General features: G+C 74.5%; 14 protein-coding genes. 9 read left to right on the top strand and 5 right to left on the bottom strand.

The annotated features are described in order from the left end of the window. The first annotated feature begins 18 nt into the window (after nucleotides 1–18). From ACRYR2_RS09800 to ACRYR2_RS09790, 3 genes are all read left to right on the top strand, one after another. Nucleotides 19–1587 (top strand): glycoside hydrolase family 31 protein, encoded by a 1569-nt coding sequence (locus ACRYR2_RS09800; RefSeq protein ID WP_432562670.1) that lies wholly within the window; start codon nucleotides 19–21, stop codon nucleotides 1585–1587. A 127-nt stretch (nucleotides 1588–1714) separates the two neighbouring features. Beyond that, nucleotides 1715–2197 carry a hypothetical protein gene (locus ACRYR2_RS09795; protein WP_432562669.1) on the top strand — a complete coding sequence of 161 codons (483 nt, stop codon included), beginning with the start codon at nucleotides 1715–1717 and terminating at the stop codon, nucleotides 2195–2197. A 145-nt stretch (nucleotides 2198–2342) separates the two neighbouring features. Then, nucleotides 2343–3770, top strand: coding sequence for an amidohydrolase (locus ACRYR2_RS09790; RefSeq protein ID WP_432562668.1), 1428 nt, complete (start codon nucleotides 2343–2345; stop codon nucleotides 3768–3770). Nucleotides 3771–3835: 65 nt separating this feature from the next. Here ACRYR2_RS09790 and ACRYR2_RS09785 read toward each other — a convergent pair whose 3' ends face one another. After that, nucleotides 3836–4744: an NAD(P)-binding domain-containing protein gene (locus ACRYR2_RS09785; protein ID WP_432562667.1), complete on the bottom strand. Its 909-nt coding sequence runs from the start codon at nucleotides 4742–4744 to the stop codon at nucleotides 3836–3838. Between the two features lie 54 nt (nucleotides 4745–4798). Here ACRYR2_RS09785 and holA point away from each other — a divergent pair, with 54 nt between their 5' ends. Continuing rightward, a complete protein-coding gene (holA, locus tag ACRYR2_RS09780; RefSeq protein WP_432562666.1) occupies nucleotides 4799–5836 on the top strand; it encodes a DNA polymerase III subunit delta in 1038 nt (345 codons plus the stop codon). 114 nt (nucleotides 5837–5950) lie between these two features. Here holA and rpsT read toward each other — a convergent pair whose 3' ends face one another. Further along, nucleotides 5951–6211 carry a 30S ribosomal protein S20 gene (rpsT, locus tag ACRYR2_RS09775; RefSeq protein ID WP_432562665.1) on the bottom strand — a complete coding sequence of 87 codons (261 nt, stop codon included), beginning with the start codon at nucleotides 6209–6211 and terminating at the stop codon, nucleotides 5951–5953. Nucleotides 6212–6539: 328 nt separating this feature from the next. On the opposite strand from rpsT, the gene ACRYR2_RS09770 reads away from it, so the two are divergent. The 5 genes from ACRYR2_RS09770 (at nucleotide 6540) to ACRYR2_RS09750 (ending at nucleotide 10091) form a co-directional block, all read left to right on the top strand. After that, nucleotides 6540–6995 (top strand): hemerythrin domain-containing protein, encoded by a 456-nt coding sequence (locus ACRYR2_RS09770; protein WP_432562664.1) that lies wholly within the window; start codon nucleotides 6540–6542, stop codon nucleotides 6993–6995. Further along, entirely contained in the window at nucleotides 6992–7753 is a 762-nt protein-coding gene (locus ACRYR2_RS09765) for an alpha/beta hydrolase (protein WP_432562663.1), read from the top strand. The genes ACRYR2_RS09770 and ACRYR2_RS09765 overlap by 4 nt, the downstream gene beginning before the upstream one ends. Then, nucleotides 7744–8232, top strand: a complete 489-nt coding sequence (locus ACRYR2_RS09760; protein WP_432562662.1) for a pyridoxamine 5'-phosphate oxidase family protein — start codon at nucleotides 7744–7746, stop codon at nucleotides 8230–8232. Before ACRYR2_RS09765 ends, ACRYR2_RS09760 begins: the two co-directional genes overlap by 10 nt. Before the next feature lie 89 nt (nucleotides 8233–8321). After that, on the top strand, nucleotides 8322–9083 hold the full coding sequence (locus ACRYR2_RS09755) for a hypothetical protein (protein ID WP_432562661.1): 762 nt from the start codon (nucleotides 8322–8324) through the stop codon (nucleotides 9081–9083). 9 nt (nucleotides 9084–9092) lie between these two features. After that, a complete protein-coding gene (locus ACRYR2_RS09750) occupies nucleotides 9093–10091 on the top strand; it encodes an ABC-2 transporter permease (RefSeq protein ID WP_432562660.1) in 999 nt (332 codons plus the stop codon). A 182-nt stretch (nucleotides 10092–10273) separates the two neighbouring features. Here the strand turns inward: ACRYR2_RS09750 and ACRYR2_RS09745 are convergent, their stop codons facing one another. From ACRYR2_RS09745 to ACRYR2_RS09735, 3 genes are read right to left on the bottom strand one after another with little or no spacing between them, the layout of a single operon-like run. Then, complete coding sequence (locus ACRYR2_RS09745) at nucleotides 10274–12199, bottom strand: LGFP repeat-containing protein (RefSeq protein ID WP_432562659.1); 1926 nt, start codon at nucleotides 12197–12199, stop codon at nucleotides 10274–10276. After that, nucleotides 12196–12663 (bottom strand): hypothetical protein, encoded by a 468-nt coding sequence (locus ACRYR2_RS09740; RefSeq protein ID WP_432562658.1) that lies wholly within the window; start codon nucleotides 12661–12663, stop codon nucleotides 12196–12198. Before ACRYR2_RS09740 ends, ACRYR2_RS09745 begins: the two co-directional genes overlap by 4 nt. Further along, nucleotides 12660–13253, bottom strand: a complete 594-nt coding sequence (locus ACRYR2_RS09735; RefSeq protein WP_432562657.1) for a hypothetical protein — start codon at nucleotides 13251–13253, stop codon at nucleotides 12660–12662. Before ACRYR2_RS09735 ends, ACRYR2_RS09740 begins: the two co-directional genes overlap by 4 nt. Nucleotides 13254–13276 lie beyond the last annotated feature (23 nt).

The raw sequence follows: 13276 nt of genomic DNA, 5'->3' as shown, positions 1-13276 counted from the left end.
CCGCGTCGAGGGAGACCCGTGCACCACAACGATCCGTCCACCGGCACGTTCACCCTCGTCGGCGACGAACTGGACCTGTCCCTGGAGACCGGCGAGGTGTGGTGGGGCGGAGCGGTGGACGACGGCGGTTCCATGCCCTTCGGCGCGAAGCCGTTCACCCGTGACCTCGCGCCGCTGCCGGGCACCGTCGAGCGGCCGCCGTCGAACCAGGCCGGGCCGCTGCTGCTGTCCAGCACCGGCCGCGTCGTCTGGTCCGAGCGGCCGTTCGCGTTCACCGTCGAGCCCGGCCGGCTGCGGGTGAGCGGCCGCGACCTGCTGCTCGGCCGCGGCGGGCAGAACCTGCGCGAGGCCTACCTGGCTGCCGCGCAACGCTTCTTCCCCGCCTCCGGACGCACCCCGGCGCGGGAGCTGTTCACCGCCCCGCAGTACAACACGTGGATCGAACTGCCCTGGGCGCCGACCCAGGACGGTGTCCTGGCCCACGTCCGGGCGCTGCTCGACGCCGGCCTGCCCCCGGGCGTGGTCATGATCGACGACAACTGGGCCCCCGACCACGGAACCCTGGTGTTCGACCCGGCCCGGTTCCCCGACCCGGCCGCGATGGTCGAGCAGCTGCACGCCTGGGGCTGCCCGGTGATGCTGTGGGTCGTCCCGTTCGTGACCCCCGACTCGGCGACCTTCCGCGACCTGCAGGACCGGGGTCTGCTGCTGCGCGACGCCGCCGGGGAGGTCGCGGTGCGCCGCTGGTGGAACGGGTTCAGCGCGGTGCTGGACCTGTCGAACCCCGACGCCGTGGGGTGGTTCACCGGCCGGCTCGACGCGCTGCGGGCCACGACCGGGGTCGACGGTTTCAAGTTCGACGGCGGGGACGCCCGCGACTTCCGCCTCGACGACCGCACCGCCGAGCCGGCCGAACCCGTCGACCTCACCGAACGCTGGGCCCGCGTCGGCCTGGGTTTCTCGTTCAACGAGTTCCGCGCCTGCTGGCGGCAGGGCGGGCAGCCGCTGGCCCAGCGCCTGCAGGACAAACCACCGTCCTGGGGGTCCGACGGCCTGGGGTCGCTCGTGCCCGAACTCGTCGCCCAGGGACTGCTCGGGTACGCCTTCTCCTGCCCCGACATGGTCGGCGGCGGGGAGATCGGCGCCGTGACCGGGGAGGTGGACCAGGAGTTCTTCGTCCGCTACGCCCAGATCGCCTGCCTGGCACCGATGGTCCAGTTCTCGGTCTCCCCGGCCCGCGTCCTGGACGCCGAACACCTCGCGGCCGTCCACGCGGCGCTCGCGCTGCGTGCCGAGCTGCTGCCGCTGCTCCTCGGCCTCGTGCAGGCGGCCGCCACCACGGGCGAACCCGTCGTGCGGGCGATGGCCTACCACGAACCCGGGACCGAGCACGTGAGCGACCAGTTCCTCCTGGGCCCCGACCTGCTCGTCGCCCCGGTGCTCGAGCGGGGCGCGACGCACCGGGACGTCGTCCTGCCCGCCGGCCACTGGCGCGGCCCCGACGGCACCCTGTTCCAGGGGCCGGCGCAGGTCCGGGTGGTGTGCGACCTGCGCACCGTCCCGCGGTTCGCGCGGGTCGCCCCCTAGGAACGAGATCCATTCCGCCGCAGTGAGTTCCGGGGCTCAGGACCGGAGGAGGCGCCTTCGAACCCGTTCTGGACACGGCGGGGTCGGCTGGGCATCCTGACAGCCTGCTGAGTTTCCTGGAGGAGAAGTGAAACGCACCGCCGCGCTCTTCACCGCCGCCCTGGCTCTCGTCGCCACGGCCTCACCCGCTCAGGCCGCCCCGGAGACCGACCCCCGGCTCGACGTCGGCGACCGGGCGACGGTGAGCAGGCAGGGCACGCTCGTGACCTGGCCGGTCTCCTTCGCCTGCCCCCGGGGCGAGCGGTACACCGTCGACGGCTTCATCAGCGAGTACGACTCGGACGCGCCGTGGGACGACGGCGGGGACTTCGGCGTCGACGCGGGCCGGCTCGGCGACGTGGACGCCAAGGGCGAGTGCACGGGCGGGTGGCAGACCAGGAGGCTCAGGCTGCCGGTCCAGCCGCACGACGGCGTCCTCTGGCCGCTGAGCCCCAGCACCTCGATCAGCTCCCAGGCGGTCCTGCGCGCCGGCGACCTCCTCCTGCTCGACTGCGGCGGCCCGGCGTGCGCCGACGCCGGCGGCACCCGGGTGACCGTGGTCGCGCGGTAGGCGAGCCGCGCCGGCGAGGACGGACCCCCTCGCCGGGTCCTGACCGCGCCGCGGGACGATGCCACCTGCCGGTCGCTGGCGGCAGCCCCGGTGCCCACCCCGCCGAGCAGGCCCGCCGCCGGGCCGCACGAGTGGAGACCAGCCGGTGAGGCTGCTGCGCGACGTCCGGCGAGCGGGCCGGGTCCTGGACGTGCTCCTGGCCGACGGCCGGGTCGCCGCCGTCGGCCGGGACCTGGACGTCCCGAGCGACGTGGAACGGGTCGACGCCGGCGGTGCGGTGCTGCTGCCCGGGCTGGTGGACTCCCACGTCCACCTCACCCAGTGGGCCTGCGCCCGCCGGCGCGTCGACGTCCTGGCCGCCACCTCGCCGGAGGAGGTCGCCGACACCCTGCTCGCGCAGGCCGGGCCGGGCGGGGACCTCGTGGTGGGGCACGGGTACCGCGACGCGTTGTGGAGCCGGCCGGCGCACCGGGACGTCCTCGACGCGCGGTTCCCCGACCGTCCCGTGGTGGTCGTCAGCGCGGACCTGCACGCGGCGTGGACGAACTCGGCCGCGGCCCGCCGGTTCGGCCTCGACGACGCCACGGGCGTGCTGCGAGAGGGCCCGGCCATGGCGCTGCTGGCCGCGCTCGGGCAGGTGGGGGAGCAGGTCCTGGACCGCTGGGTGCACGAGGCGACCGGGGCCGCCGCGGCCCGCGGGGTCACCGGCCTGGTCGACCTGGAGTACGCGCCCGTCGACGTCTGGATCCGGCGGCAGCGGCCCGCCGTGCGGATCGCCGCCGGCGTCTGGCCGGACTGGCTCGAGGAGGCCGTCGCCGCCGGGCAGCGCACGGGCGACCCGCTCGCCGGTGACCGCGTCACCGTCGGGCCGGTGAAGTTCGTCGTCGACGGATCGCTGGGCACCCGGACGGCCTTCTGCCACGAGGAGTACCCCTCAGGCGGGCACGGGATGCTGCGGATCGCCCCGCAGGAGCTGGAACCCGCGCTGCGCCGGGCCACCTCCCACGGCCTGGCCGTCGCGGTGCACGCCATCGGCGACGAGGCCGTGCGCGTCGCGCTCGACGGTTTCGCCGCCGTCGGGTGCACCGGCAGCCTGGAGCACGCCCAGCAGGTCCACCCCGCGGACCTGCCCCGGTTCGCCGAGTTCGGGGTGATCGCCAGCATCCAGCCGCGGCACGCCGTCGACGACCGCGACGCCGTGCAGGTGCACTGGCCCACCGGGGTCGAACGTGCCTACCCGTACGCGGCGCTGCACGCGGCCGGGGCCGAACTGCGGCTCGGCTCCGACGCTCCCGTCGCGCCGCTGGACCCGTGGGACGCGCTGGCCAGTTCCGTGCACCGCACGGTCGACGGACGCGAACCCTGGCACCCCGAACAGCACCTGCCCTTCGACGTCGCGCTGGCGGCGAGCTGCGGCGGCCGGCGCGGGGTGTTCGTGGGGGACGTCGCCGACCTCGCGCTGGTGGCGGCCGACCCGTCCCGGACGTTCGCGCAGGAGGGGGCGGAGGCGTTGCGGCGCACCGAGGTCGTCGCGACGCTGGTCGGTGGGGAGTTCACCCACCGGCGCCTGTGACCCCTGCCCGGGCTCGATCACGACGGTCGGTTGCCCACCCCCGCGGTGATCAAGCACTTCGGTGATCAAGCACTTCGGTGATCGAGCACTCCTGGCTCGGTCAGCGGGCGGCCGGCGCGGCGCTCCAGCAGCCGGGCGGCCATGAGCTCACCGTCGACCGGCCCGAACTCGGCCAGCGCCTCCCGGTGCAGTTCGAGCACCCGCCGGTGCAGCGGGTGCGGAACCCCGCCGGCCAGCTCGTCGACGACCTCCAGTTCCTCCAGCACGCGGGGCAGTGAGAAGTCGGTGAGGTCGTCGCCGGCCAGCAGGGCGTCGGCGTGCCGTCGCAGGAACACGCTGTCACCCGCCGAACCGGCCAGCGCGGCCCGCAGCGCCCGCACGTCGAGCCCGGCCTCGCGGCCGATGAGCAGCGCCTCGGTCACCGCCACCGACTCGGCGAACCACAGCAGGTTCGCCAGGAGCTTGGCCGTCTGCCCGGCCCCGGCCCGCTCGCCCAGGTTCCGCAGCGACCCGCCGTTGCGGGTGAGTTCGGCGAGCAGCGGGGCGACCCGGTCCTGTGCGGACCCGCCGACGAACAGCTCCAGGGAACCGGCCGCCGCGGCCGCGGGCCCGCCTCCCGCGGCGGCCGCCACCGTGGCGACTCCCCGGCCGCTCAGCGCGGTCGCGATCCGGTCGGTGGTGCGGGGGTCACCGCTGGTCAGGTCCAGCCACACCGATCCCGGCCGCAGCACCGGGACGAGGGCGGGCACGACGTCCGCGACCTCGGCGGCACCGGGCAGCACCGTCACCAGGACGTCCACGGCGGCCGCGACCGCCGCGGGGGAGTCCGCGGTGGTGGCTCCGGCGTCCCGTGCCGCCGCGCCGCGCGCAGGATCCGGATCGTGCACCAGGACGTCGTGCCCGGCCTCCAGCCACCTCCGCAGCACGGGCGACCCCATCCGGCCGGCCCCCAGCTGGCCCACGCGTCCTGCCACACACCCACTGTGCGCCACGGACGGGCTGTCGGGAGCCCGTGCGACAGTGGGCCCGTGCCCGCCAAGACCGCCAGCAAGTCCGCCGCGAAGCCCGCGAAGAAGGGCGCACCCGCGCCGGGCACCGTCGCACCGCACGACCTGGAACCGGCGCCGGTCGTGCTGCTGGCCGGCTCCGAGGAGCACCTCGCCGACCGGGCGCTGACGGCGCTGCTGACGCGGATGCGTGCCCTCGACCCGACGTTCGAACGCACCGACGTCACCGCGGCCGGGTACCAGCGGGGGCAGCTGGCCACGTGGACGTCTCCGTCGTTGTTCGACGAACGCTCCCTCGTGCTCGTCGAAGGGGTGGACGCCGCCAGCGACGCCTTCGTCGAGGACGTCCTGGAGTACCTCACCGCCCCCGTCGAGACGGTCGTGCTGGTCCTGCGGCACCGCGGCGGCAACAAGGCCAAGAAGGTGCTGGACACGGCGCGCGCGGTGCCCGGGCTCGCGGAGGTCTCCTGCCAGCCGCTCAAACGCGACCAGGACAAGGTCGACTTCGTCCTCGGGGACGTGCGCCGGGCCCGCCGGAAGATCGACATCGACGCCGCCCGGGCCCTCGTCGCCGCCCTGGGCAGCGACCTCGGGGAACTCGCCGCGGCCGTCGACCAGCTGCTCACCGACACCGACGGCACCGTCACCGAGGACGACGTCCACCGGTACCACGGGGGCCGCCGGGAGGCGACGGGCTTCGAGGTGGCCGATGCGGCGATCGAGGGCAGGGAGGGCCAGGCGCTGGTGCTCGTGCGGCACGCGGCCGCCACCGGCGTCCCGGCCGTCGTGGTCGTGGCGGCGCTGGCCTCGCGGCTGCGCCAGCTGGCGAAGGTCGCCGCCGCGGGCCGGGGCCGGCCCGCCGACCTCGCCCGGGACCTCGGGATGGCGCCGTGGCTGGTGGAGCGGGCTCAGCGGGAGGTGCGGAACCTGTCGCCGGAGGGGATGGCCGAGGCGATCCTGGCCGTGGCCGAGGCCGACCACGCCGTCAAGGGCGGGGGTGTGGATCCCGAGCACGCGCTCGAACGCGCCGTCCGCGTCGTGGCCGCCGCCCGCCGCTGACCCGTCCCACCGTGGCCCGGAAGTGCTCGATCACGGAAGTGCTCGACCACGCCGGGAAAGGGCGAAGGGCCGGCTCCCTGGTGGGAACCGGCCCTTCGCGCAGGGATCCGGGGATCAGGCCTTGGCCGCAGCCTTGGCGATGGCCGACTTGCGGTTGGCGGCCTGGTTCTTGTGGATGACGCCCTTGCTCACGGCCTTGTCGAGCTTCTTGCTCGCGACCTTGAGCGCAGCCTGCGCCTTGTCGCCGTCACCGGCGGCCAGCGCCTCGCGGAAGGCACGCACGGCGGTGCGCAGCTCCGACTTCACGGCCTTGTTGCGCAGGCGCGCCTTCTCGTTGGTGAGGATGCGCTTCTTCTGCGACTTGATGTTCGCCACGTGTTCCGTCTTCCTGTCGATCGCTGATCGGTGTCAGAGGGCGGTCGCTCCACCGGGGACTTCCGGCGTGGGGACACCGGGAGGGACGGCGGGAGACCGTGACCTCCGCACAGAGCGAAGGCGTCGTCAAGGTTACCAGCGCGACGGACCGCCCCACGACACGCGACGTGACCGACGTCCTCGGTCGCCGCCGTCGGATCCTTGATCGCCGCAGGGGGGCGGGGTAGCGTCCGGTCCAGCGTCGCGTGCCGGTGGGAGTCCGTCCCAGGCATGGAGGCGCCGGACCGAGGGGAGATCGACGTGATCCGTCGAACCCTTCCGTTCCCGCGTGACTGAGCGCGAGACGGAACGGCTGGTCGCCTGGAGCCGGGAACTGCGCCAGGTGCACGCACGACTGCGGGAGGCGCTGCGCCTCACCCGGGAGACGCTCGACGCGGACTCGACCCACGACCTCCTGCTGTACTGCCGCGGCCTGTGCACCGCCCTGCACGGCCACCACACGGGCGAGGACCGCACCCTCTTCCCGGCGATCGCCGCCCGGCACCCGCACCTGCGCCCGGTGCTGCGGCAGCTCGAGCAGGACCACTCGACGATCGCGTACCTGCTCGCGGCGCTGCGCGAGGCGGTGGACCGGCAGGCGGACCCCGGGGAACTGGAACGGCACCTGGAGGGCGTGGAGGCGGTCGTGGAGAACCACTTCCGCTTCGAGGAGAGGCGGTTGCTGACGGTGCTGGAGACCCTCGACCTGCGGGAGGACCCCGCTGACGTCCTGGGGCCGTTGTGAAGGGCCTCCAGCTCGAGGAGCACCCGGTCCCGGGCGCGCCCGCGCTGCTGGTGCTGCCGGGCGGTGGGTTCCGCGAGCACACCGCGCACGACGGCGAGGGGTACGCGCGGTGGCTGAACTCGATCGGCCTGGGTGCGGTGGTGCTGCGGTACCGGTTGCGGCCCGACCCGTTCCCCGCGGCGTTGCAGCAGGCCCGCGCGGCGCTGGCCGCGCTGCAGGCCGGCAAGCTCCTGCCGGGCGCGGACCGGAACCGGATCGGCGTCATCGGTTCCAGCGCAGGCGGTCTGCTGGCCGGTCTGCTGGCGACCGGTGCGGTGCTGTCGACCGAGCCGCGACCGCCGACGGTTCCGCGACCGGCCTTCCACGTCCAGTCCTACGGGCTGGCCGACCTGGCCCTGCTGCCGCCCGGCGCCGTCAGCGGACTGCTCGGGGACGACCTGCACCTGGCCGCGGAACTGTCGCCGGTCACCCACGTCGACGCGCGCACGGCGCCGACGTTCGTGTGGGCGACGGCGCAGGACCCTCCCGGGCTGCCGAACGCGCTGGCCTGGGCGCGGGTGCTGGCCGAGCACGGCGTGCCCGTCGAACTGCACGTCTACCCCGAGGGCCGGCACGGTGTCGGGCTGGCCGACGGGGTCGCCTGGGGCGAGCACGGCCGGCTGGCGCTCCCGCACACCGCGCAGTGGACGGAGGCGTTCCGGCGCTGGCTGACCGATCGGTTCGGGCCGTGGGAGGAGTCACCCCCGGCATGGAGATGACCCTGGACGCCCGCTACTCCGCACCCGAGGCGACGCCCGTGCCGTGGGAGCAGGCCCTGGAACAGCTGACCACGGCCGACCGGTGGCTGCTCACCTCGGTCCGCCCCGACGGCCGGCCGCACCAGACCCCGCTGGTCGGGGCCGTCCACGACGGCGCGTTGTGGTTCTGCAGCGGTCCCGACGAGCGCAAGAGCCGCAACCTCGCCGGCAACCCCGCCGTCGTCGTCACGTCCCCCGGCGGACCGGGGGGTCTGGACGTCGTCGTCGAGGGCAGCAGCGAGGTCGTCACGGACGAGTCCGTGCTGCGGGAGGTGGCCGAGGCGATGGCCGCCGCGCACGGCGAGTCCTGGCGGTTCACCGTCGCCGGCGGGAGGTTCCACCACGGACCCGGGCACGCCACCGTGTACCGGGTCCGGCCCCGGGCGGGTTTCGGGTTCGCGACCGGGAACCCGCCGGGGCAGACCCGCTGGACGTTCTGACCGCCGTGCCTCCCCGGCCCGGGGTGCGCACGAGGGCGTGGCGTGGTGTCGTTCCCGGGCAGGAGCAGCACGACGCGGGAAGGGACACCATGGGACTGCTCGACCGGTTGCTGGGCCGTCGCGAGAGCCGGCAGGCGCCGAAGTACGCGCCGCCGAGCGCTCCCCCGAGTGCCCCCTCGAGTGCCCCCCCGACCCGTGCCCGGCAGGACGGCGACGAGGCGGCGCTCGCGCGCTACCGGTACATGCTGCGCACCGCCCCACCGGACCAGATCGAGCAGGCGCACGCCGAGGCCTTCGCCCAGCTGTCGCCCGAGCAGCGCCGCCAGGTGCTGGAGCAGCTGTCGACCGTCGTCCCCGCCTCCGAACAGCGCGGCGACGACCCCCGGTCGCTGGCGCGCACCGCCACCCGCGCCGAGGTCCGCCGGCCCGGCACCCTGGTCCAGGTCTTCAACAACGGCCCGGGGTACGGCTCCGGCGGCTACGGCCGGGGCTTCGGCGGCGGGGGCTTCGGCGGCGGGGGCTTCAGTGGCGGCTTCGGCGGAGGCATGGGCATGGGCCTCGGCGGAACCCTGCTCACCAGCATCGCCGGCGCCTTCGTCGGCACCGCCATCGCCGACGCCCTCATCCCCGACGACTTCGGCAACGAGCACTGGGGCGACGACCAGGCGTACGAGGCCGGTGAGCAGCAGGGCTACGACGAGGGCTACGACCAGGGCTACGACCAGGGCTACGACGCGGGCGACGACACCACCGACGTGGGCTACGACGGGGGTTTCGACGACGGCGGCGGGGGTTTCGGTGACGGGGGTTTCGACGACGGCGGCTTCGACGGTGGCGACCTCGACGTCTGACCGGGTCCGGTGAGCGCCCGCCACTCCTCGCACGAGGGCTCCCTGCTGCGCAGCGGCCCGTACCGCAGCGCGGCCGTGGTCGTCCTCATCGCCGCCGTCATGGGAGCGCTGTTCGCCTGCCTCTACCTCGACGCCCTGGGCCGCCCGACTGCCCGGGCGCTCGCGATCGGCGTCGTCGGTGACCACCAGGCCCCCTACCTGCGGGCGCTGCAGCAGGCCACCTCCGAAGGGCTGGTGATCACCCCGTTCGACTCCGCGGCCGCCGCCGAGCGCGCGGTCGAGCAGCAGGAGCAGTACGCCGTCGTGCTCGTGCGCGACGACGGCACGGTCGTGCTGGAGACCTCCAGCGCCTCCGGCGCCTCGGTGGCGCGGGTGCTCGGGCAGGCGTCGGCGCAGGCCCAGGAGCAGACCGCGACGCGGCTCACCACCCGCGACCTGCACCCCCTGCCGCCCGACGACCCCTCGGGACTGTCGGCGTTCTACGTGACGATCGCCGCGACCGTCATCGGGTTCGTGGGTGCCTTCCAGCTGCGGGCCAACGCCGGACCGCTGTCGATGCGGGCGTGGCTGGCCTGCGCGGCGGCGCTCGCGGTCGTCGGCAGCCTCGCCATCGTCGCCGCGACGGTGGTGCTGCTGGACCAGCCGCTGCCGTTCCTGGAGACCTGGTGGGCGCTGGGCCTGCAGATGGTGACGGCCAACTGCTTCGCCGCCACGATGTCGGTGCTCCTGGGACGCTGGGCCCTGCTGCCGACCTGGACGCTGTTCATCCTCCTGGGCAACACGTCCTCCGGCGGCGCCGTGGCGCCGGCGCTGCTGCCCGAGCCGTTCAGCTTCCTGCACCGCTGGCTGCCGTCAGGAGCGACGGTCTCGGCGTTGCGGGCGGCGGCCTACTTCCCCGACACCCAGCGCTGGGAACCCCGGCTGGTGCTGCTGGCCTGGGCGCTGCTGACGCTCGCCGCGCTCCTGCTGGCCTGCCGGCGTGCGGGGACCAGCCCGGCCCCCGCCTGACCCGCCCCCCCGTGATCAAGGACTCGGATGCGGTGATCAAGGATTCGATCCAGACGCTCGAGTCCTTGATCGCCGACCTCGAGTCCTTGATCGCCGACCTCGAGTCCTTGATCGCCGACCTCGAGTCCTTGATCGCCGGCGCTGAGTCCTTGATCGCCGATGTCCAGTCCTGGATCGCCGCCTCAGCCGAAGGTGACCCGCCCGCTGTCCACGTCGAGCACGGCCGTCCCGCGCTGGAAGGACTGCCGGACCTGCCCGTCGCGCTGCGGTTCCGGTTCGGCGGTCGGGAAACCCCAGGCCCGCGGTCCGCCCTCGGTGCGGAACGCCTCGCGAACGGGGCCGGAGACGGTGTGCGCCCCCGTGGAGGCCGAGACGTAGACCGAGCCGTCCTCGAAGTTCTGGAACGAGCCGCCGGACACCGCGGCCTCGTCGGTGGTCGGCAACCCCAGCGGCCCGGTCTCCCACCCGCCGGCCCGCCACAGGTCCAGCACCGCCCCCAGGACGGCGTGGGTGCCGGTGTCGGCCGAGGAGTAGACCGACCCGCCCTGGAAGTGGTTGTACGCCGCGCGGCCGTCCGGTGTCCGCTGCCGGCTCGACGTCGGGTAGCCGAGCCGGCCGGCTTCCCAGCCCAGGTAGGCCCACGCGTCGCGGATCGCGCCGAGCACCGCGTGCGCCCCGGTCTCGCGGGACCAGTAGACGGACGCCCCCTCGTCGTCGGCGCCGGTGAAGTGGTTGTACCGGCCTCGGCCGTCCGGTGTCGCCCGCTCGTCCGTCGAGGGGTAGCCGAGCGGTCCGGCCTCCCAGCCCCACGCGCTCCACACGCCACGGATGGCGCCCAGCACCGCGCAGGCGCCGGTGCGCGGGGAGAGGTAGACCGATCCGTGCTCGAAGTGGTTGTACGAGCCCACCCCGTCGGGTGTACGCAGCTCGCTGGTCACCGGGTAGCCCAACGGCCCGGCCTCCCAGCCGGTGGCGCGCCACGTGTCCCGGATCTGCCCGAGCACGGCGTGCGCCCCGGTCTGCTCGGTCCAGTAGACCGATGCGGACTCCTCACCCTGTGGGCCCGTGAAGTGGTTGAACCGGCCCCGGCCGTCGGGGGTGGCGAGTTCGTCGGTGACCGGGTAGCCGAGCGGGCCGGCCTCCCAGCCCAGCGCTCTCCACGTCTCGCGGATCGCGCCGAGGACGGCAGCGGTCCCGGAGTCGGGGGACCAGTAGACCGAACCCCGTTCGAAGTGGTTGAACCGGCCTCGGCCGTCGGGGGTGGCGAGTTCGTCGGTCGTCGGGTACCCCAGCGGCCCGGCCTCCCACCCCAGCTGGGCGAACTTCTCGCCGATCGTGCCGTGCACCTCGTGCGCGCCGGTCGCGGGGGAGTGGTAGATCGAGCCGGAGTCGAACAACTGGTACGTCCCGCTGCGGGCGGGCGTTCCGAGTTCGGGGGTCCGCTGTTCGCCGAGAACGCTGCCGGGCCCGCCGATCGCGGTGTACTCCCGGCCGATGGGGGTGCAGTCCTGCAGCGAGGGGGCGCTGTGGGAGTTCGTGCGCTGGTCGGTCGCCGAGGTCGTCGTGCAGTTCCACGCCGGGATCCGCCACGGCGGCGTGCAGGTCACCACCCGGCACCACACCGGTCCTGTGCACCCCACGTCCTGGTTGCACTGCCCGTACCGGAACTCGTTGCAGCAGACCTTGCGCTGGTCGCACTGCCCGGCCGGACCGCACCCGCACGAGCAGTTCCGGCAGCCCTCGCCGCAGAACTTGCGCCGGCCGTCGCACCCGCAGGAGCAGTAGCTGTGGCAGTCGATGTAGTACCGCGCGCCACCGCAGCAGAACCCTGAGCCGTCCGACTTCCACCAGCCGCCGACCAGGCTGCCCGGGGGGCAGCGGTTGACGCCGTTGTTCACGGTGGCGCAGAACACCGTGTACCCCGACGAGCACGTCGAGTCGATGCCGCACACGGCCGCGTAGGCGGTCTGCGGGCGGGTCAGGAAACCCCACGGCCCCACCGACAACGCCGAGCCGACGACGGCCGTGCGGGCCAGGAAACCGCGCCGGCTGGTGCGCGCGGCCAGGAAGCCGCTGACCGTCCCCAGGACCTCGTCGAGCACCTTCACGAGCTGATCCCTCCCTGCAACCGGACCGACCGCAGCAGCGGTGTGAGCTTGCCGAACAGTTCCGCGCGGCGCGCGTGCGAGCCCAGGACGACGTACAGGCTGAACGCCCGCTCGCCGACGGAGAAGAACCACTGACCACCGGACTGGCCGGGAATGCTGCGCTGCAACCGGTTCGGGGCGAAGTCGGCGGGTGTCGGCACCGGGAACCCCCGGTCGGCGAAGAGTCCGGTGCCCACCGCGGCGGGATCGTGCTCGAACAGGCTGACGAACACGTCCTCGGTGCCCAGCGTGCCCGTGACGCCCCCGCCGAAGTCGCCGCGCACGGCGGGCAGCGCGACCGTCGCCGCGTGCAGGACGGGCCGGCGGTGCGAGCCGGGCTCGTGGCCCTGCGCGGCCCGCCGGGTGATGCGCACCTCCCAGCCCTCCGGTGCGTCGACCGAGATGCCGTGCGCGTCCAGTCTCACAGAACCCCTCCCAGCGTCAGTCCCATCGAGGTCAGCGCGACCAGCCCGGCCCAGGCGCCGCTCGCCCGCCGGCCCAGTGGTGCCAGTCGTTCCAGCCGCCGGTGCACCGCGGCCAGCCGTGCCGGCGTGGTCACCGAGCGGGCCGCCAGCAGCGGCAGGGCGCGGACCAGGCCGAAGACGAACCCCACGACCGCTCCCGGCACCGGGCCGCCGGTGGCGACCATCAACGCCATCGCCAGGTACAGCACGGGCGAGGTGACGATCGTGACGACGCCGACGCCCAGCTGCGCGCCGTACCCGACGCCGTAGACCCAGCCCCGGTAGCGGTGCAGCCAGTCCTCGTCGACCTGCCGGTGCCAGCTGGGGAACCGGCGCAGGCGCCCGGCCTCGGCGGCGATCGTCGCGACGGCCAGCAGGACGAGCACCGGGACCACGAACCAGACCGGCTGCGGCAGCAGCAGCCCCAGGGCGCCGAGCAGTGCGCCGAGGGCGCTGCCCCCCGCGGCCGAGCCGAGGAGGTGGGCGGTGACCGTCACGGACCACCGGCTGGCGCGGCCCCGCTCCCCGAGCGGGGTGATGCTCGAGAGCATCGACTCGCCTCAAGGCGACCACA

Origin of the sequence: Kineococcus deserti (assembly GCF_050871945.1) — a bacterium.
GTDB lineage: Bacteria > Actinomycetota > Actinomycetes > Actinomycetales > Kineococcaceae > Kineococcus.
This window is presented reverse-complemented; position numbering and strand designations above follow the sequence as displayed.